Here is an 18,773-nt window from a genome sequence, read left to right as displayed (position 1 = left end):
GCGAACCCTTCTCAAGCGTACTTTTACTGCTTATTGATCTGCCGTTGGTCTTGTCTTCTCCCTATCAATTGTCTCATCCAGCGCAGCAAGATAATTGCTTAACATCTTTAGTGAATGTTTGAGCACATAACTTTAAGCCTTCTACCATCGTAAGGTATGGGAAGAGCTCATCAGCCAACTCATTGACTGTCATTCCTGCTCTTATCGCCATTACAGCAGCTTGAATCAACTCACCAGCTTCTCCTGCGACGACTTGAACACCGAGCAGCCGGCCGCTGCCACTTTCTGCGAGAATTTTTATAAACCCTTGGGTATCGAAGTTAACCAATGCCCGTGGGACATTTTCAAGGCCCAACGTGCGGCTTTCGGTGACGTAACCACCAGTTTTAGCATCAGCTTCTGATAAACCCACCGTGGCGACTTGTGGATCAGTAAAGATAACCTCGGGCATGGCACTGAGATCAAGATGCGCATCACCGCCCGTCATGTTAATAGCGGCTCGGCTGCCGCCTGCGGCGGCGACATAGACAAACTTCGGCTGATTCGTACAGTCGCCTGCCGCATATACTCTTGAGTTAGAGGTTTGCATGCGATCGTTAATCGTTATTGCACCGCGTTCAGTTTGTACACCGATGGTTTTTAAATCGAGGTTTTCCGTATTGGGCGTACGGCCTGTGGCCACGAGCAGTTGTTCTGCTTTTAATGTTCCGGCATTGGTTTTGAGAATGAAGTGTTGTCCGTCGTAACGCACTTCGCTGGCTTCTGTATGCTCAAGCACATTGATGCCTTCGCGATCAAAAACAGTCGCTATTGCTTCACCAATGGCAGGCTCGTCTTGGGATAACACTCGACTGCGGGCCAAAACAGTAACGTCACTACCGAGACGCGCGAAGGCTTGTGCTAACTCAAGAGCAACGACCGAGGCTCCAATAATAAGGAGGCTCTTAGGAATGTCATTTAGCTCTAATGCGCTTGTCGAAGTAAGGTAAGGGGTTTCAGCTAAGCCGGGGATGGGTGGTTGTGCGGGTCGGGCCCCGGTGCCGATAAAAGCACGGTCAAAGTGAACCGTTTGCTCACCGCCATCGCAAAGTGATACGGAAAGAGTTTCATCGTCTATAAAGCGGGCTTCGCCGTTAATAACGGTAATGGCGGAATTCTCTCTAAGAATACTCTGGTATTTGGATTCACGGAGTTCTTCTATCCGAGCCTGTTGTTGCTCGAGGAGAGTTGATCGATTTACCTTAAGAGTATGAGTACTTAAGCCTTTATCAAAAGGGCTTTCTCGCCGCAGTTGGGCGATATGAGCCGCTCGGATCATGATTTTAGACGGGACACAGCCAATATTGACACAAGTTCCGCCAATAGTACCTCTCTCAATGAGCGTCACTCGGGCACCTCCTTCAGTCGCTTTGAGTGCCGCAGCCATCGCACTGCCGCCGCTACCAATGACAGCAATGTGTAAATTGTTACTACTCATAACGGTTACTCCTTGGTCTTTCAGTTTTACAGTAGCTATAAGGTATTGTGATGTTTCATGACTGATTTTTTGCCGCCGTTGCTTTCAGTGTTGATGGGTATCCTGCATTTGTCGTTGCTTCAGTAAGCTCCTTAACTGACGTTTTTTCGTCGTCGAATGTCACTGTTGCATCCCGCTCTTCAAAACGGACATCGACGGCGCTCACACCTGCAACTTGGCCAAGTGCAGCTTTGACAGTAATTGGGCAGGTGACGCATGTCATACCGGGTACTGATAGCGTAACCGTTTTCTCAACCGCCAATGCGGGCATGCTAAACAGTAAAAATAAAATGGTTGTTATCATTGTTTTTTTCATCGTGTATTGCCTCCTAGTAAAACAAAGGAACAACATAGGGGTAAGCCAATGCTGTTAAAGTAAGCACCGCAACGAGCCAAAACATCACTTTGTAGCTCTTACGAGCATTTGGCGTTGCGCAGGTGTTATCAGGGTTGCAGTCATCAGCACGCCGGTATATTCGACGCCAGGCAAAGAATATGGCAATCAATGCAATGGTAATAAAAATGGGTCGATAAGGCTCAAGTGCTGTGAGGCTCCCAATCCAGGCCCCGGATACACCGAGTGCAAGTAATATGAGGGGACCCAGACAACACGCAGATGCCAGAGTCGCTGCGATCCCTCCCGCGAGAAGAGAGCCCCGACCAGATTTTGAATTTGACATAAGAGTAACTCCTTCGGGCATTTTGCTTTAATGTGTTAATCTTAAACCCGTACCTCACTACGGAAGCAATAGCTATGTTAAAAAAACGCAACGTAATGACAATTGGCACGCTGGCCAAAACAGCCGGCGTGGGCGTGGAAACGGTGCGCTATTATCAGCGCCGAGGGCTAATGAGCGAGCCGGAAAAGCCGTATGGGGGGATCCGACATTACGACGAACAAGCGCTTGCTCGGCTTCATTTTATTCGCGCGTCTCAATGGCTTGGATTTAGTCTGGATGAAATTGGTGAGCTATTAACTCTGCAAGATGGCGCTCATTGCGATGAGGCACGGGAGCTTGGGGAGCAAAAGCTCACCAGTGTTCGTCGAAAGATATCGCACTTACAGCAAATTGAACGAGCGTTGAATGAGCTGGTGCAAAAATGCAGCGCCGGACACGGAGATGTCTATTGTCCACTGATGGCCTCGCTTAATGACGGGGTTGAGGACGCTACCACGGACAAACATAAGGTGCGTTAGTCTGTGTAGTAAAACTTTTGAGCGGAGTTCTTTAACTGAATTGCTTTATAGCTAACGCCAGCCATACACAAGAATCCCCATACCGGTTAGCACAAACGCCGTGCCAATCAGGTCGAAATTGGATAGTGGCGATTTATCGACAATTCGCAGCCAGACTATGGCAGTTAACACGTAAATACCACCATAAGCTGCGTAGACCCGCCCGCTTTCCGCCGGATGAAGTGTTAACAAGTAAGCAAATAAGGCTAAGCTCACTGCCGCCGGAATGAGCAACCAAACCGAATGGCCCTCTTTGAGCCATAGGTAGGGTAAATAGCATCCGACAATTTCAGCAATTGCGGTGGCAATAAATAAGCCCAATGTTTTCATTAAAAATAATGCACTCATTATCAGTTGTCCCTACAGGCTTCATCAGGATCTTCTAGTTCTACCGTTGTATGGCTTAAAGCATAGGGCGCAAGGACGTCATCGATGCGCTGTTTTAAATCGCTACGGGCCTCGATATCAAGGTTTTTAGATAACACCAAATGAACGGTTAATACATGCTCCTCGCCATCTAGTGACCAAAAATGCAGATGGTGTAGGTCAGCAACATGAGGTAGCTCCAGCAAAGTGTCAGCGACTTGTCTGTAGGTTTCTTTGTCCGGAGTTGCTTGTATGAAGAGTTTCAGCGTTGCCCACAGGTTGCGCAGCACATTCACTAAAATAAATAGAGTAAAACCAATCGACAGTAGCGGATCGAGAATTGGCCAATCCACAAACAGCAAAACAATACCAACGATAAGTACAGCGACCCAGCCGAGAACATCCTCCAGCAAGTGCCAGTTAATAACGCGTTCGTTTAACGTTTTGCCCTCTGACAATTTGTAAGCAGCAAATCCATTAACTGTAATGCCAACGACGGCTAAAGCAATCATGCCATCAGCGACGGGCATCTGAGGGTTCCAGAGTCTGGGAATTGCTTCCACAAGTACCCAGGCAGAGCCTGCGATTAACACAACGGCATTAATAAATGCACCGGCAAGATTCAGTCTTTTATAACCGTAGGTAAAGTGTTGGTTAGCCTGTTTTTTGCCAAGTTTATTTAGTATCCACGCGAGACCTAACGACAGGCTATCGCCAAGATCATGAACGGCATCAGCTAAAATGGCGGTACTGTTGGTAAGAAAACCACCAATGAACTCAATAATGGTAAAAACAAAGTTAAGCAGGAATGCCCAACCTAATCGGTTGGACGGCATGTCCTTTGAGTGATCATGGTTATGGTGATGTCCCATAATACGTTCCTCTTTTAATAAAAGGGGGCGACAATAACCGCCCCCTTAAATGCTATTGAACCCTAACGGCTCAGATCCTTAATTTTTTGTTTCGAAAACCAAGGATAGAGCACGGGTAAGATAACCAATGTCAGCAGAGTAGCTGATACCAAACCACCAACAATGACGGTAGCCAGTGGGCGTTGAATTTCAGCCCCTGCACCGGTTGCAAACAGCATGGGAATGAGTCCTAACGCTGAGGTTATTGCTGTCATTAATACCGGGCGTAGTCGCGACCACGCGCCATCAAACACGGCATCATTAACCGCATGCCCATCGGTTATTCTCTGGTTAATACTCTCGACCAGAACCACACCGTTTAGTACCGCCACACCAAACAGTGTGATGAAACCCACGGCGCTGGGCACCGATAAGTACTGTCCTGACACATAGAGTGCCACAATACCGCCGATGACTGCCAATGGTACATTCACCAAAATCAACATGGCTTGACCCATGGTGCCGAAAGCAAAATAAAGCAGCAGGGCGATGAGTGCCAGCGATATGGGAACGACAATGGACAAGCGCTCCTGTGCTCGTTGTTGACTTTCGAACTGGCCACCAATGTCGACTGAGTAACCGGTTGGTAAATCCACCTTCTCGTCAATCGCCTTCCTAATATCGGCAACCACGCTACCCATGTCACGACCCTGAACGTTCGATTGAATCACAACGCGACGCTGTACGTCATCACGACGGATTTGCGGTGGTCCTGATTCAATTGCGACGTGGGCGACTTCGCCTAAGGTTACCCAGGCCCCTGAGGGAGTTAACAGGCGTAACGAACGAATAGACTCCGGCGTATCGCGGAATTGCTTGGCCAGCCGCACGTAAATATCATAGCGCTCATTACCGCGAATGATCTGGCCTGCCGAAGCGCCACCCAAGCCATTGTCGACAACGCTCAGTACATCGGTGACATTTAAGCCGTAGCGTGAGAGTTGCTGGCGTTTCGGCGAAACCACGAGTTGTGCTTCACCTTTTATTTGCTCCATCGCTACAGCAACCGCCCCGTCAACTTGCTTGACGGCACCTTCTATTTCCTGGCCTTTACGGGCCAACACGTCAAGCTCGGGTCCAAATAGTTTGATGGCTAGCTGCGATTTTACACCTGAGAGCAGTTCATCAACCCGTGTTGCAATAGGTTGTGAAAAATTAAACAACAAGCCTGGGTGAGCATCTAGTTTTGCCTCCATTTTTTCTTGTAAGGCGTAGCGATCGGATGCCGTTGTCCATTCGGATTGCGGCTTAAGGCCCACATATATCTCGATGTTGCTGATAGGCTCTGGATCACCGCCCACTTCAGCTCGTCCAATGCGGCTGAGTGCGTAGGTGGTTTCCGGGAACGACATCAGGATTTTTTCAAGCTTCGGAGCCACCTCTAAGGCCGTTTCAAGGTTAGAGGAGGGGGCTAATGTCACGCGAATATTAATCGTGCCTTCTTCCAATTCGGGCGCAAATTCTGTGCCGAGACGAGGCACTAACACCAAAGCGCCGACAAACAGCACACCGGCCAGGGTAATAACAGCCTTTTTACTGCGTAACGCCACCGATAATAGTCTTTTATAACCATTATCTAGTGGTTTAAGCAGTTTATTTTCACGAGGCTTAATACCCCGACTGAAAAAGTAACTGGCTAATGCCGGTACAACCATGATGGCCACAAAAACCGCGGAGATAATGGCCAACATAATACTGATAGCCATGGGCTCAAATAATTTAGCTTCAACACCCTGAAAACTAAACAGTGGCATAAAGACCACCAAGATAATCATGGCGGCAAAGAATACCGGTCGTGCCACTTCGTTCGCCGCTTCCTTAACTCGCAGCTTGATACCATGGCTATCGAGTTTGGCTGCCTGAGGATCTGGGTCGCGGTGCTCTGTGCGTTGCTCGGCGTCGTCTTGGTGTTCACTATCCGGACGACTTAAGTGCTTAAAGATGTTTTCAACCATCACCACGGAGCCGTCGACCAGCATACCAATGGCAACAGCAATCCCGCCCAGCGACATCAGGTTAGCTGACATGCCCATCGCGGACATTACCATCAGGGCAATGGCGATAGAAACGGGAATGGACAGTAACACTAAAAAAGTAGCGCGTATGTTGAGCAAAAACAGTGCTAATACTGCGATAATAAAGACAAAGGCAATGAGCAGTGAATACGCGACCGTAGATACGGCTTTTTGTATTAAATCGGCCTGATCATAATACGGCTCAAAGGTGACACCCTCGGGTAATGCTTGCTGAATAAGCGGAATGCGCTTTTTAATACCGTCGATAGTGGCTTTGGTATTCGAGCCCATGCGTTTGAGCACAATACCCGATACCACTTCGCCCAGCTGGTTGACCTCGCCGTCGACTTTACGCGACATTGAGACCGCCCCCTGGCGAATTTCACTACCGATTTCGACGTCGGCAACCTGGCCCAGTGTTACGGAAACGCCGTCAACGGTTTTGAGCGGTATTTGTCGTATTTGTTGCAGGCCTTTTTTACCGCTATCCAACCAACCGGTGCCGCGAATAACCAACTGCTCCTGACCGCGGGGCATATACCAACCACCAACGTTACCGTTATTCTTGTTGACCGCGCCCATTACGTCTTGCTGGGTAAGGTCGTAAGACAACAGCTTAGCGGGATTGAGGTTAACCTGATATTGCTTAACTTCGCCGCCAAAGGACAAGACTTCGGTAATTCCCTCAACGGGCATTAGTAGCAGTTTAACCACATAGTCGTTTAGACTGCGTAACTCCATACTGCTGACACCGGAGCCCGGTTCGGCAAGTAGCAGATACTGATAAACCTGGCCTAGGCCGGAGGAGTTAGGACCCATTTCGGGTGTACCTACGCCTTCGGGTATCAACTCCTTTGCCGCCTGCAGTCGTTCAAACACCAGTTGCCGGGCAAAGTAGATATCGACACTCTCGTCAAACACCACTGTAATGCCCGATAAACCTGTTTTTGAGATTGACCGAACCTCTTTGACGTCGGGCAGAGCATACATCACCGACTCTATCGGATAGGTAATCAGCTGCTCGACTTCGGTCGCTGCTAACCCGGGGGCCTCCGTATTTACCGTTACCTGAACGTTGGTAACATCGGGGAAGGCATCCAGATTAAGTTTGGGAATAACAAAAAATGACGCAATGCTGATGCTGAATAAAGCCAATACCAATAACAGGCGATTAGCGACAGCAAACTGAATAATGCGCTGAAACATACAACCTCCTGTTAGTGGTTATGTGGGTCAAAACCGCCTTTAGCGATTTGAGAGCGAACGAAAAACGCGCCGTTATCGACGTACTCTGTGCCTTCCTTAACGCCTCGAATGACTTTCCACGGACCTTTTTCATCAACCAATTCGACTTTCTTCGGTTCAAACTTTCCGGGTTCGTGCTCAATGAATATCTGCCAGTCACCATCAGATGCCCGCATTAAGGCTGAGTCCTTAACTGCAAGCACCGGTCCATCCGACTTGACTGAGAAATAAACATCCGCAAATAAACCAGGGTGTAATTGGTCCTTTTCGTTATTTACCGCAAGTCGTACCGTTCGGGTGCGGGTTTTATGGTCTATTGTGTGGCCTTCCTGAATGACTTTTGCCGCAAAGCGCTGATTGTCGACACTCACTGTAACAGGATCACCAAACTGCACATTAAGGTCAGCTGAGCCCGGTAGCCGAGCATTCACCCACAAGGTTTCTTCTTGCAGAACTTCAACCAAGTGGTTACCGGCATTGACTGGCTGACCCTGCTTGAAGTTATCGCTAACCACAATCCCGCCAATTTCTGAGGTCAGTTGGTATTCGCCGATAGGGTAGTCAGGTTTACTTAAACGCTTAATATCACTGGCTGACATACCAAATGCTTTGAGTTGCGCTTGCGCTGAGGTAAAGGCGTTTTTCGCTTCAACAAAGCGTTTTTCACCAACCGTTGACTCACCGAGTGACTGCACGCGTTGCCATTCGTTAAGTGTGACCAAATACTGACTTTGCGCCTCCGCCATGGTGGCGCTGAAGAGGGTGGCTAGTGGTTCACCTTTTTCGACGTGGTCGCCAATACTGACAAAACGTTTGAGAACGGTCGAATCGATGCGCGGACTCACGATATAGCTATTAAAGTCGTTAGCAACCACCTCGCCCGGAGCATAAACCGGGTATTCAATAACTTGAGTTTGCAAGGTTCGCGTGGTGATATCCGCCATGGACAGCTGCTTGCTGGATAGCTCCACGCCTGCACTTTCCTTATGTTCACCTTGCTCGTGTTTGCCTTTTTCCTTGTGGGTATCTTCTTTTTCGTCGTGTCCGTGTTCATCCTGCGCCATAACCGAAAAGCTCAGCGCAAGTGCTATTGCTGCGTATAAAGGTTTTACTGACATCGTTTACTCTCCAATCTCTGCGTTTGTTGGCTGGCTTAACGGCGATAACGTCAGCGCTTTACTGAGTTCGCCCGAACGGTACAACCATTCAATGGCGGCCAACCGATATTGTGTTTGCAGCGCTATCCCTGCAAATTGGCTATCGAGCTGCTGTTGCACAGCGGTGAGGTAGTCTGTGGTGGATAGGTCACCGGCGAGCCAGGACTGCTCAATCACCTGCATCGACTCATCCTGCCGAGATTGAAAGTCTTTTTGCCAGCTTTGCCACTGTTTTTTCACAAAACGATAATTGTTAAGAGATGATTTCAGTGCTGCTTGCCATTGTTGCCTTAGTGCAATCAAACGTTTTTCTTCAGCAACAGCTTCGCTATTGGCTGCGCGTACCGCATCGCTGTAGTTATTGCGAATCTGTAGTGGAATGCTGAATGATAAGCCAACTACTGTTTCGTTATCGCTCTCGCCCGCTTCGACGCCTATGGTTGGGTTGGCGGTGGTTAACGAGCGTTTCCAGTCGACATCGGCGCGCTTTAATTGCCATTGCAGGTAAGCGGCTTTTAACGCTGGATGTTGTTGCCAACGAGTCGTTAACGCAGGTTCAACGTTAAATAGCTCCTCATTAATGGAGAGTTGACCGACATCAGACGTTGTTAGCAGAGCGTTTAACTCTGCTTCAGCGGATTGCAGTTGTTGATAAGCCGCTGCCGTTTGTTGCAGTTGCCGACTTAGTGCGAGTACCGTCAGTTGTTCGTCGACGGCACCTAAGTCACCGGCTTTACGTCGTTCGGCAACCAAGCTTATCGCCTGTTTAACGATTTTCTCTTGTTGCTCGGCCAGTGCGTAACGCTGTTTTGCATCCAGCCATTGCACATAGGCATTCAACAGAGTTTTAGCATGCGATGTCGCCGACTGGCGATAAATACTCACTGCCATAGCCGTCATGGCGTCACTCTGACTGGCTCTTGCTTCATTGCGAGTGCTCCAGTCCAGCGTTTGGCTTAGGCCAACAGTGTAATTATTGATGTCACCCTCACGCTCTAAGCGTGACGATAAGCTAGGGTTGTACAAAGGCTGATTTAATTGTTTGCCCTGTTGGATCAGCGCTTCAGCCTGCTGTTGAGCGGCTTCAACACTGGGGTGTTGCTGCACAGTTTTTTGCCATTGATCGGGCAACTGTTGTGCATTGGCGTAGCTTGAACTTATTGCCAGACTAACGGCAATAAACAAGCGTTTGCTATGTGTCGAAAACGGACCCATAGATAGACTCCTCAGTCATATTACTGCGTAAAATAATGATTTTCTTGCGCTGCTAAAGCAGCTTATTAGGCAGTTATGAGGAGATAGGAGGCCGGAACAGCGGCGATGATAGAAGGTTAGTGTAAAACTCAGTATACCCAAGACGTATTGTGCCCATTCGTGGTAACGCGAGAGTTTTTTCAGCCTTCATGGCATATAAATGAAATGAACCATGGCAGTGACAGCAATGATGGCAGTCAAAGCTGATTTCGCCACTTTTAGGGAGATTGCGCTTATCGATGTGGGATTCGTCATGCTCAAAATTGAGGTGTTGCTCAGAAGAGGACTGGTGAGATTGATGCACATCAGCAACCGCCTGACTGATTTGAGTCAGAACAGCAACAAGCACCAGTATTAAAAATCCGAGTCTAAGCATCATTACCTACGGTTCTAAATAAGCAGCTTAACGGTACATTAATTAAAAATAGTTCTCAACTAGTGCATTCTGAATCGCCACTAGTTCACTAGACACTCAGTAGCCTAACGAAGCTCCGCTGGACAACCTTAAAAAATTGTGTAAGTACGTTGTGTAACCTCCGGAAATTTAGACGTCTCGGTTACAACTAACAGATTCTATTTCATCAATTTTATTAAGAACTGTACACGCAATAACTTTGCTTTGGCCAGTACAACTTGTTCTAATTGAAGTGAGTTGCTTCTCAAGATCTTGCAAAGAAGTAATTTGAGAGCGTATGTGCATTATGTGTTCATCAATCAGGGTATTAACGGCTGAGCAAGGTTGATGTGGATTGTCTTGATAATCTTGTAATCTGCGGGTTTCAGATAATGAAAGGCCTATAGCTCTGCAGCTACATACAAACTTAAGTCTTTTGTAATGTTTTTCAGTGTATACTCGATATCCGTTATAACTACGAGCTGGTAAAGGTAACAAACCCTTTTTTTCATAGAACCTTATTGTCTGGGTTTGAATTCCTAATAAGTCTGCTAGTTGACCAATACGCATAAGAAAATTTCCTATCTAGTTAAGTAATTTCTTGACCTTATAGTAACTTTATAGTTTTTAATTGTGAAACTATATATTTAAGGTAAGTAATACGATGGCTAGTTCCTTTGATACGGTTCGAACAAATGGCGACTCAAAAAATGCCTACGAAGAGTCAGGTAAACGGCTCATCGTTTACTCTGTAGCAAAAATGGATTGCCCATCAGAAGAACGAATGATTCGCTTGGCCTGAATGGGTTTGAGGAAATTCATTCATTATCCTTCGACTTGTCAAACCGTCGGCTGAAGGTATTACATGATGGTGAGACAGCCTTTATTACTTCTAAATTAGAGACTCTAGGTTTGGGTGCCTCGCTTGAAAGAGACACTGCTGCGGACTCCGAGGCAATCAAAGCTGAGGAGTTTTCGGCAAGTTCGGATAAGCAGGAGTCCCGCACCTTGTGTTGGTTGCTCACCATCAATACTCTTCTGTTCTTGGTGGAAATGACTGCCGGACTGCTTTGGCAGTCTGCTGGTTTGATTGGGGAATCTTTAGATAATTTTGCCGATGCGGCAGTTTACGGGCTTTCTCTTTATGCCGTAGCGCGTAGTGTTAATATGCAAATACGTGCTGCGCACCTAGCTGGCGTACTACAACTGGTTTTGGCTCTGGGTGTACTTGCAGAAGTTGTGAGACGCTTCGTATTCGGGAGTGAACCTGAGTCACTTGCGATGATGGGGATTGCATTTGTCGCGTTGATTGGCAATACCATCTGTCTTCTACTTATCTCCAAACATAGAGGAGGTGGTGCGCATATGAAAGCAAGTTGGATTTTTTCAGCTAATGATGTAGTGATTAACCTTGGCGTAATCATCGCTGGCATCCTCGTTGCGTTGACCGGGTCGAATTACCCAGATCTTATTATAGGTAGCATAGCAGGTTTAATCGTGCTTAACGGGTCAAGACGCATTTTTGCACTGAAGGGGAACTGAATGTCCTGCGTTGATAAAGGATTTTCGCCCTATATTTCTCTGTTAATTTCTGGTTTAACTGTAGTCTTTGACCAAGTGATCAAGTGGCAGACGCAGCAATCAATAGCTTACGGTGATTCGATTTCATTGACCCCTTTTTTCAATTGGGTACACACTTGGAACACTGGTGCGGCATTTGGCCTGCTTTCAAATGGTGGAGGTTGGCAGCGCTATTTTTTTATTGGGGTTGCTCTGCTAATGTCTGTGGCTTTAACGAGGTTGATCTTTAATAAAGTAAGTAAACGGGATGGCATTAGTTACGGGCTGATTCTTGGGGGGGCGGTTGGGAACCTCATTGACCGACTGTTTCGTGGCTATGTTGTCGACTCCCTTCATCTAGGTTGGCAAACGTGGCAATTGCCAGTTTTTAATATTGCCGATATTGCAATTACCCTAGGAGTTATCCTATTACTGTTAAGCAACTTGCAGGTCTCAATGATACCGAATCTACCGGGTTCTAAGTAAATAGTAAGTATAATAATTAATATGGCCGAGCTTATTTTGGATGGATTAGGAATTTATATTGAGTAGGGTAATTGAATGAAAATATCTTGGTTTTTAATACTGACTGTGCTCATTCATAGCTCTTTTGCCTGTGCTCCTGTGGCTGGTACTTTCAGTCAGTCTTCAATAAAGAGTGCAGGAGTTGCGTATGACTTAGTCTTAGAAATTGAGCGTGAAAATCAAGACTTAAATAAATCAATATATGATAGTAAACAACAAACACAACCTCATATTAGTTGCATTACTGGTTATAACCTCTTAATTTCAGCCGTGCCTGTTATTTTGGCACCCAACTCAAACTCGGTAGGTTTTGACCAAAGCCTGACTCACCAACCCCCTGTACCTCCACCAAACGCGTAACCGTTAACTTAGACTTTTTAAAACCTATAAGTTAATGGAGAAGCAACATGAAGTATTTATACTTCGTGGCAGCCTTTTGCTTAGGTGCGCTAGTGCCTGTGGCGACGGCTGCGACGACAGATTTAAAGCTGAAAGAAGCGTTACAAAAAACGATCAAGAATAACCCTGAGTTACTGGAGTATGATTATAAAATACGAGCTGCAGGAGCACTGATAGAGCAGGCTGAGTTTTCAGCGAACCCAAGGGTATCTGCGGAAATAGAAAACTTTGCCGGCTCAGGACGGCTAGAAGGTATCAGTAACTCACAATTGACCGTATCCTTTTCTCAGCTCATAGAGTTAGGGGACAAACGGCAGTTACGAGTTAAAGCTGCAACCGAAAAAGAGAAAGCTCAGCGAGCAGAGTTTGAGTATCGTCAAATTGAGGTTTTGGCAGAAACCACACAGCGTTTCTATGACATTTTAAAACTTCAGCAAGTCGCGCATACCAGCGAGCGTCAAATTCAGCGAACTGAGCGACTGATAAAAGTGGCACAGGAGCGTGTAGAAGCTGGCGCGGTGCCTAAATCCGAGGTTATTCGCATTAAATTACAGTTAGAGCGCCAATACGCTTTCTCTGACGAGTTGAACGGTAAACTGAAAAAGCAACAAGCTGAACTGGCTTCAATGTGGGCAGGCGAGCTCAATTTTACGCGCGTCTCTGGAGACTTTACTTTTCCGCTAAGCCTCCCGGAAAAAGCCAACGTGTTATCGGCTGTTAATCGGGCGCCGGAGTATTTGCGTTTACTGGACTCTGAGCAACTTCTACAAGCGCAAGCCAGAGCGTTAGCAGCGGACTCAAAGTCGGATATTACCGTTGGTGTCGGGGCTCGCTACAATAATGAGTTCGATGATGTAGGTTTAATCGTCCAGGCATCGATGCCATTGCAGTTCACTGACCCTAACGTCGGTCGCATAAAACAAAGCCGATTACTGCATCAGTCTATCCTGGCGCAGCAAAAACAGGTTCGGCAGCAACTAAAATCACTGGCTTTATCGCTAGTGCACAGTTTGCAAACTCACCAAAGTTATCTGCAAAAGATAAACCAGCGACTGATGCCGCTATCTGAACAGTTACTCGCACAAACTCAACAGGGTTACGCACGCGGAACGCACTCTTTGTTGCAAGTGTTAGACGCGCAAACAGAGTTAGCAAAACTCGAGTATGAAAAAATCTCCCGTCAACATGCGATTTACAGCGACATCATCGAATTAGAGCGCATGACCGGACAGCCGTTTTTAGGAGTACAACAATGAAACTCAACACATTGATTACAATTATCTGCATTGCCAGTTTTTCACTGCCCGTATTGGCTTATGAGAAAAAACACGAAGAGCATGAAGCACCCCATACCAATTTAAGTGATGCAGCAATAGAAAACGCGAAATTAACGTTGGCAACAGCGAGCGCTCAAAGCATTCGAGTAAAGCAAACAATTTTCGGTGTAATAGCCCCCAATAATAACAATATTGTGCATATCGGAGCGAAGTACAAAGGTATTGTTACGTCACTAAAGGCCAATATCGGCGATGACATAAAAGCCGGGCAAACTCTGGCTGTTGTTGAGAATGTTACGACAGGCACGGCATTTGAAGTCATCAGCCCAATTAGCGGAGAGGTAACTGCACGTTTTACCAATGTTGGTGAAGTGGTTGAGCAAAAGCCATTATTTGAAGTCCTGGATCCATCATCGGTCTGGGTAGAGCTTTCAGCGTTCCCGGAGAACATTGAGTCGTTAGAAGAAGAGCAAACGACCTATGTGTACGACTTGCATCATCATAAAACCGTCGAAGGAACTGTGTCTTATATCTCGCCACAAATGACTGGCGGACATATTGCACGCGCACTTATCGAGTTGCCCAATCAGTCGGGGCATTGGCGACCGGGAATGCACGTAAAAGCGGATGTCGTTACAGACAGCTTTAACGCGAGCTTGGCGATAAACAATGATGCTGTTCAACGTTTAGAAGATAACCCCGTTGTTTTTATTAAAGAGGGTAATCGTTTCGAAGCCAGGGAAGTTGAGTTAGGCCGAACTGACGGTGAATACACCGAGGTGTTATCGGGTATTGAGAATGGCGAAAGTTATGTCGTTGAAAACAGCTACTTGATAAAGGCTGACATTCTAAAACAAGGCGCAGGCCAAAGCCATTAGGGAGAGTAAACAATGATAGATGCACTCATTCGCTTTGCGGTTGATCGTCGATGGCTGGTGCTTGCCGCAACCTTGTTAGTAGCAGCTGCGGGCGTTTATAGCACATTAAAGCTACCCATCGATGCTGTGCCGGATATTACCAATGTTCAGGTACAGATAAATTCAGAAGCGCCAGGCTATTCGCCATTAGAAACCGAACAACGTATTTCTTATCCGGTGGAAACCGCGATGGCAGGTTTACCAAAGCTGGACTACACCCGCTCGATCTCACGCTATGGGTTGTCGCAAGTTACCGTGGTGTTTGAAGAGGGCACCGATATTTACTGGGCTAGACAGCAAATCAGTGAGCGATTGCAAAAGGTAAGGGGAGGAGTACCCGACGGTATCGAGCCGACGATGGGGCCAATAGCCTCCGGCCTTGGTGAAATTGTTAATTATGTAGTACGCGCGAAAGAGGGGGCTACCAATGCCGATGGCGAGGCGTATACGCCCGAGCAGTTGCGTACCATCCAGGATTGGATCATTAAGCCGCAACTGGTCAAGGTGCCCGGTGTTACCGAGATTAATAGTGTGGGGGGTTATGAAAAGCAATACCAGGTGGCTCCCATCCCCGGTCGTATGCTGGCCTATAAAGTGACCATGCAGGACCTTTTGGCAGCATTGGATCTTAACAATAGAAACGCTGGTGCCGGTTATATCGAGAAAAATGGTGAGCAATGGTTGGTGCGTTCGCCTGGACAGCTTAAGACACTTGACGATATTCGTGATGTGGTCGTGACAAAACGTGATGATGCACCGGTGCGCGTGAGTGACGTGGCTGAGGTCAAACTGGGAGAACAATTACGCACTGGCGCTTCAACCTCGGGCGAGAGCGAGGTGGTATTGGGCACGGCCATGATGCTTATTGGCGAAAACAGTCGCATCGTTGCACAGAATGTCGCCAATAAAATTGAGGAGGTGCAACGAAGCTTGCCAGACGGGGTGGTGATTGAAACGGTGTATAACCGTACTTCTCTCGTTGATAAAACTATTGCAACGGTCGAGAAAAACCTGTTTGAAGGTGCGGTGCTGGTTATTGTGGTGCTTTTCATTCTGCTTGGAAATGTCCGTGCAGCACTGATTACGGCGTGCGTTATTCCCTTGAGTATGCTGTTTGCGGTAAGCGGCATGGTCGCCAACAAGGTGTCTGGTAATTTAATGAGCCTGGGCGCAATTGATTTTGGTATTATCGTCGATGGTGCGGTCATTGTGGTTGAAAACGCTTTGCGACGGCTTGGAATTGCACAGCAACGCTTAGGCCGGGTACTTACCACTAAAGAGCGCTTAATTGAAGTAACCCATAGTACTCGTGAGGTATTTAACCCTGCGGTATTTGGTGTGCTTATCATTATGCTGGTGTACTTGCCCATATTTGCGTTAAGTGGTGTTGAAGGCAAAATGTTTCATCCCATGGCGTTTACTGTCGTAGCCGCGCTTTTAGGGGCTCTGATTTTCAGCGTTACCTTTGTACCCGCTGCTATTGCAATATTTGTCCGTGGCAATATTAAGCACGGTGAAAACCGAATAATGCGAGCCGCCCGCAAAGTGTATCAGCCGGTTTTACGGCAAACACTGAAGCTTCCAGTTGTCATTATTTTGCTTGGCTTTGGGCTGTTTGCGGTATCAATGTTTCAGGCGAGTCGCATGGGAACTGAGTTTTTGCCACAGCTTGATGAAGGCGATATTGCCATGCAAGCCTTGCGCATTCCGGGGACTGGCTTGCAGCAATCTATAGCAATGCAAAAAGATGTCGAGTCTGTGGTGTCACGCTTTGACGAAGTTAAACTGGTATTCTCAAAAATTGGTACCCCGGATGTTGCGACCGACCCTATGCCACCGAGCGTCGCTGATACCATTATTATTTTAAAGGAGCGTGAGGACTGGCTAAACCCAGAAAAAACCAAAGAGCAACTGGTTGCTGAAATACGAACTGCTGTGCAAGAGCTTCCCGGTAATAAGTACGAGTTCATTCAACCGATTGAAATGCGGTTTAACGAACTTATTGCAGGCGTTCGAGCTGACTTGGGGGTTCGTATTTATGGCGATGACTTGCAAACGCTTAAACGGTTAGGCGACTCAGCCGCCGCAGTCATTCGCACCGTTAATGGCGCTGCTGATGTTCGGGTTGAACAAATGACGGGTTTATCGACACTCTCAGTGATACCTAAGCGTGATCATTTAGCGTTATTAGGCCTAACAGTCGCTGATGTACAGCGAGCAGTTCAAGCTGCGGTTGGTGGAGTTCAGTCAGGGATTATTTACGAGGGGGATAAACGCTTCAAGCTAATGGTACGTCTCGACAAAGAATGGCGTAAGAGCATTGAACAGCTTAAATCACTGCCTATTGATCTGCCTGCCGGCAACCCTGAGCTGCGCTATGTGCCGTTGGGAGAGGTCGCCGAATTGAGTTTGGAAAGTGGACCGAACCAAATTAACCGAGAAAGCAGCAAACGCAATGTTATTGTGAGTGCGAATGTTGAAGATCGTGATTTGGGCTCTTTTGTGGCAGATGTTCAGGATGCGCTAACGACTGAGGTTGATTTGCCAGCAGGTTATTGGGTTAACTACGACGGTACCTTTGAACAGCTGCAATCAGCTTCCCAACGGTTGAGTTTGGTTGTGCCATTAGCGCTGCTATTAATTATTGGCCTGCTATACAGTGCGTTTAATTCGCTGAGCAGTGCACTCGTCATATTCACAGGCGTTCCCTTAGGGCTGACCGGCGGGATATTCGCATTAGCGCTGCGTGATATGCCGCTATCAATTTCCGCTGCAGTCGGCTTCATTGCACTGTCGGGCGTGGCGGTTTTGAACGGCGTGGTCATGCTGACATTCATACGGCAACTGCTGCGCGACGGACTGCCATTGAAAGATGCGGTGTTTGAAGGCGCGCAACAGCGGTTAAGACCTGTACTGATGACTGCTCTCGTAGCTAGCCTGGGCTTTGTCCCTATGGCACTTAATACCGGTGTCGGCGCTGAGGTACAGCGACCACTGGCTACTGTGGTAATCGGCGGCATTGTCTCGTCGACATTATTGACTTTGGTGGTGCTGCCAGCGCTTTACTACTTAGTGCAGCGCTTCAATGGAACTGCAAAAGCCTAAGTGGAGGCCTTAGCTAATTGCAAAGCACGCCCCGACTTGGGCGTGCTTTTTTATTGCTATATCGATGAGGAAGGTAAGAAGTTTTTGGCGACTCAGTGCTTAGAGTTGTGTCGTTCAGGTAATACTGATGTGTAATATTCTTAAATATATATTATGCCGAGTGAGCCTCAATTGCTAATGTTCCCAAATTGCAATAACGGGAACAAGCAAACCCACTAAAAACGGGCTATTTCCCCCTTTATACCCTCTTAAGTACTCAAAATCACGTTTTACAGCAAAAAAGGAACTCGATCATGGCCGAAGTACAAGCGGTTAAAGATCTGGATACCGTGAAGCTGATTAGCTACCTTCTCAAACGAACTTATGGTCAGCAAATTGCTGATGTTTGGGATGTTGGCTTAAACCTGGCGTTACGGATCTCGGATCTGCTATCCATCAAGTTTGAAAATATACACGATGAGCGTCTGACCTTGGTTGAGGGAAAGACGTCAAAACAAGCGACTATTAAATTGAACGACAAAGCACGGTCTATTATTGGTCGCATTAAAGAAGAGCATCCCGAGCATATCTACCTGTTTCAGTCTTACCGGAACCAATGGTCCAAAGGTTTGGACGAGGCCCCGATTAGCCGCCGTTACGTTTCGCGGGCGTTCGCGGCGATAGGGGAGGAGGTTGGCATTAAACTTGGAACTCATTCAATGCGAAAGACCCGAGGCTATCACCTTTACAAGAATACAAATGATATCGCTAGGGTGATGAAGATGTTGCGACATAGCTCTGAGGCTGTGACGCTGCGTTATATTGGCATTACTCAGGAGGATGTTGACCGTGACTTTGCTGAATTAGAGCTATAGGGGCTGAGTGCCCCTATTTTTTGTTTCGTATACCTAGAGTA

General features: G+C 47.2%; 17 protein-coding genes and 1 pseudogene. 9 read left to right on the top strand and 9 right to left on the bottom strand.

Annotated features, from left to right (window positions below; genetic code table 11):
- Nucleotides 1–73: 73 nt before the first annotated feature.
- The 3 genes from merA to merT are packed head-to-tail and all read right to left on the bottom strand — an operon-like array spanning nucleotide 74 to nucleotide 2,196.
- Nucleotides 74–1,477 (bottom strand): mercury(II) reductase, encoded by a 1,404-nt coding sequence (merA, locus tag IL_RS08415; RefSeq protein WP_011234883.1) that lies wholly within the window; start codon nucleotides 1,475–1,477, stop codon nucleotides 74–76.
- Nucleotides 1,478–1,532: 55 nt separating this feature from the next.
- Nucleotides 1,533–1,832 (bottom strand): mercury resistance system periplasmic binding protein MerP, encoded by a 300-nt coding sequence (gene merP / locus IL_RS08410; RefSeq protein ID WP_011234882.1) that lies wholly within the window; start codon nucleotides 1,830–1,832, stop codon nucleotides 1,533–1,535.
- Between the two features lie 13 nt (nucleotides 1,833–1,845).
- Nucleotides 1,846–2,196 carry a mercuric ion transporter MerT gene (merT, locus tag IL_RS08405; protein ID WP_011234881.1) on the bottom strand — a complete coding sequence of 117 codons (351 nt, stop codon included), beginning with the start codon at nucleotides 2,194–2,196 and terminating at the stop codon, nucleotides 1,846–1,848.
- Nucleotides 2,197–2,270: 74 nt separating this feature from the next.
- Here merT and merR point away from each other — a divergent pair, with 74 nt between their 5' ends.
- Nucleotides 2,271–2,714 (top strand): Hg(II)-responsive transcriptional regulator, encoded by a 444-nt coding sequence (gene merR, locus IL_RS08400; RefSeq protein WP_011234880.1) that lies wholly within the window; start codon nucleotides 2,271–2,273, stop codon nucleotides 2,712–2,714.
- A gap of 51 nt (nucleotides 2,715–2,765) precedes the next feature.
- Here merR and IL_RS08395 read toward each other — a convergent pair whose 3' ends face one another.
- From IL_RS08395 to IL_RS08375, 5 genes are all read right to left on the bottom strand, one after another.
- Nucleotides 2,766–3,101 carry a YnfA family protein gene (locus tag IL_RS08395; protein ID WP_011234879.1) on the bottom strand — a complete coding sequence of 112 codons (336 nt, stop codon included), beginning with the start codon at nucleotides 3,099–3,101 and terminating at the stop codon, nucleotides 2,766–2,768.
- A gap of 2 nt (nucleotides 3,102–3,103) precedes the next feature.
- Nucleotides 3,104–3,991, bottom strand: coding sequence for a cation diffusion facilitator family transporter (locus IL_RS08390; protein WP_011234878.1), 888 nt, complete (start codon nucleotides 3,989–3,991; stop codon nucleotides 3,104–3,106).
- A 62-nt stretch (nucleotides 3,992–4,053) separates the two neighbouring features.
- Nucleotides 4,054–7,251 (bottom strand): efflux RND transporter permease subunit, encoded by a 3,198-nt coding sequence (locus IL_RS08385; RefSeq protein WP_011234877.1) that lies wholly within the window; start codon nucleotides 7,249–7,251, stop codon nucleotides 4,054–4,056.
- 11 nt (nucleotides 7,252–7,262) lie between these two features.
- Nucleotides 7,263–8,408, bottom strand: a complete 1,146-nt coding sequence (locus tag IL_RS08380) for an efflux RND transporter periplasmic adaptor subunit (RefSeq protein WP_011234876.1) — start codon at nucleotides 8,406–8,408, stop codon at nucleotides 7,263–7,265.
- Between the two features lie 3 nt (nucleotides 8,409–8,411).
- Complete coding sequence (locus IL_RS08375; RefSeq protein WP_011234875.1) at nucleotides 8,412–9,662, bottom strand: TolC family protein; 1,251 nt, start codon at nucleotides 9,660–9,662, stop codon at nucleotides 8,412–8,414.
- Nucleotides 9,663–9,873: 211 nt separating this feature from the next.
- Between IL_RS08375 and IL_RS08370 the strand changes: the two genes are divergently transcribed.
- A complete protein-coding gene (locus IL_RS08370; protein WP_016341360.1) occupies nucleotides 9,874–10,059 on the top strand; it encodes a hypothetical protein in 186 nt (61 codons plus the stop codon).
- 186 nt (nucleotides 10,060–10,245) lie between these two features.
- Here the strand turns inward: IL_RS08370 and cadR are convergent, their stop codons facing one another.
- A complete protein-coding gene (gene cadR / locus IL_RS13640) occupies nucleotides 10,246–10,665 on the bottom strand; it encodes a Cd(II)/Pb(II)-responsive transcriptional regulator (RefSeq protein ID WP_011234874.1) in 420 nt (139 codons plus the stop codon).
- A gap of 73 nt (nucleotides 10,666–10,738) precedes the next feature.
- Here cadR and IL_RS08365 point away from each other — a divergent pair.
- From IL_RS08365 to IL_RS08335, 7 genes and pseudogenes are all read left to right on the top strand, one after another.
- Nucleotides 10,739–11,637 (top strand): annotated as a pseudogene (locus IL_RS08365) (cation transporter).
- A complete protein-coding gene (lspA, locus tag IL_RS08360) occupies nucleotides 11,638–12,141 on the top strand; it encodes a signal peptidase II (protein ID WP_011234872.1) in 504 nt (167 codons plus the stop codon). It abuts the pseudogene before it with no gap.
- A gap of 75 nt (nucleotides 12,142–12,216) precedes the next feature.
- Nucleotides 12,217–12,540, top strand: coding sequence for a hypothetical protein (locus IL_RS08355; protein WP_006955685.1), 324 nt, complete (start codon nucleotides 12,217–12,219; stop codon nucleotides 12,538–12,540).
- 47 nt (nucleotides 12,541–12,587) lie between these two features.
- The gene (locus IL_RS08350; RefSeq protein ID WP_011234871.1) at nucleotides 12,588–13,835 is read left to right on the top strand and encodes a TolC family protein; all 1,248 of its coding nucleotides are present in this window, start codon (nucleotides 12,588–12,590) and stop codon (nucleotides 13,833–13,835) included.
- Nucleotides 13,832–14,734, top strand: coding sequence for an efflux RND transporter periplasmic adaptor subunit (locus tag IL_RS08345; RefSeq protein WP_011234870.1), 903 nt, complete (start codon nucleotides 13,832–13,834; stop codon nucleotides 14,732–14,734). Before IL_RS08350 ends, IL_RS08345 begins: the two co-directional genes overlap by 4 nt.
- Before the next feature lie 12 nt (nucleotides 14,735–14,746).
- Nucleotides 14,747–17,878: an efflux RND transporter permease subunit gene (locus IL_RS08340; RefSeq protein ID WP_011234869.1), complete on the top strand. Its 3,132-nt coding sequence runs from the start codon at nucleotides 14,747–14,749 to the stop codon at nucleotides 17,876–17,878.
- A gap of 293 nt (nucleotides 17,879–18,171) precedes the next feature.
- Nucleotides 18,172–18,732, top strand: coding sequence for a tyrosine-type recombinase/integrase (locus IL_RS08335; RefSeq protein ID WP_011234868.1), 561 nt, complete (start codon nucleotides 18,172–18,174; stop codon nucleotides 18,730–18,732).
- Nucleotides 18,733–18,773 lie beyond the last annotated feature (41 nt).

The organism is Idiomarina loihiensis L2TR, assembly GCF_000008465.1.
Lineage (GTDB): Bacteria > Pseudomonadota > Gammaproteobacteria > Enterobacterales > Alteromonadaceae > Idiomarina > Idiomarina loihiensis.
This window is presented reverse-complemented; position numbering and strand designations above follow the sequence as displayed.

Excerpts from the sequence above, each read along its gene's own strand:
- merA (WP_011234883.1), bottom strand. The coding sequence starts at position 1,477 with ATGAGTAGTAACAATTTACACATTGCTGTCATTGGTAGCGGCGGCAGT.
- IL_RS08375 (WP_011234875.1), bottom strand. The coding sequence starts at position 9,662 with ATGGGTCCGTTTTCGACACATAGCAAACGCTTGTTTATTGCCGTTAGT.
- merR (WP_011234880.1), top strand. The coding sequence starts at position 2,271 with ATGTTAAAAAAACGCAACGTAATGACAATTGGCACGCTGGCCAAAACA.
- IL_RS08345 (WP_011234870.1), top strand. The coding sequence starts at position 13,832 with ATGAAACTCAACACATTGATTACAATTATCTGCATTGCCAGTTTTTCA.
- merT (WP_011234881.1), bottom strand. The coding sequence starts at position 2,196 with ATGTCAAATTCAAAATCTGGTCGGGGCTCTCTTCTCGCGGGAGGGATC.
- IL_RS08335 (WP_011234868.1), top strand. The coding sequence starts at position 18,172 with ATGGCCGAAGTACAAGCGGTTAAAGATCTGGATACCGTGAAGCTGATT.
- lspA (WP_011234872.1), top strand. The coding sequence starts at position 11,638 with ATGTCCTGCGTTGATAAAGGATTTTCGCCCTATATTTCTCTGTTAATT.
- IL_RS08370 (WP_016341360.1), top strand. The coding sequence starts at position 9,874 with ATGGCAGTGACAGCAATGATGGCAGTCAAAGCTGATTTCGCCACTTTT.
- IL_RS08380 (WP_011234876.1), bottom strand. The coding sequence starts at position 8,408 with ATGTCAGTAAAACCTTTATACGCAGCAATAGCACTTGCGCTGAGCTTT.
- merP (WP_011234882.1), bottom strand. The coding sequence starts at position 1,832 with ATGAAAAAAACAATGATAACAACCATTTTATTTTTACTGTTTAGCATG.
- IL_RS08395 (WP_011234879.1), bottom strand. The coding sequence starts at position 3,101 with ATGAGTGCATTATTTTTAATGAAAACATTGGGCTTATTTATTGCCACC.
- cadR (WP_011234874.1), bottom strand. The coding sequence starts at position 10,665 with ATGCGTATTGGTCAACTAGCAGACTTATTAGGAATTCAAACCCAGACA.
- IL_RS08355 (WP_006955685.1), top strand. The coding sequence starts at position 12,217 with ATGAAAATATCTTGGTTTTTAATACTGACTGTGCTCATTCATAGCTCT.
- IL_RS08390 (WP_011234878.1), bottom strand. The coding sequence starts at position 3,991 with ATGGGACATCACCATAACCATGATCACTCAAAGGACATGCCGTCCAAC.
- IL_RS08340 (WP_011234869.1), top strand. The coding sequence starts at position 14,747 with ATGATAGATGCACTCATTCGCTTTGCGGTTGATCGTCGATGGCTGGTG.
- IL_RS08350 (WP_011234871.1), top strand. The coding sequence starts at position 12,588 with ATGAAGTATTTATACTTCGTGGCAGCCTTTTGCTTAGGTGCGCTAGTG.
- IL_RS08385 (WP_011234877.1), bottom strand. The coding sequence starts at position 7,251 with ATGTTTCAGCGCATTATTCAGTTTGCTGTCGCTAATCGCCTGTTATTG.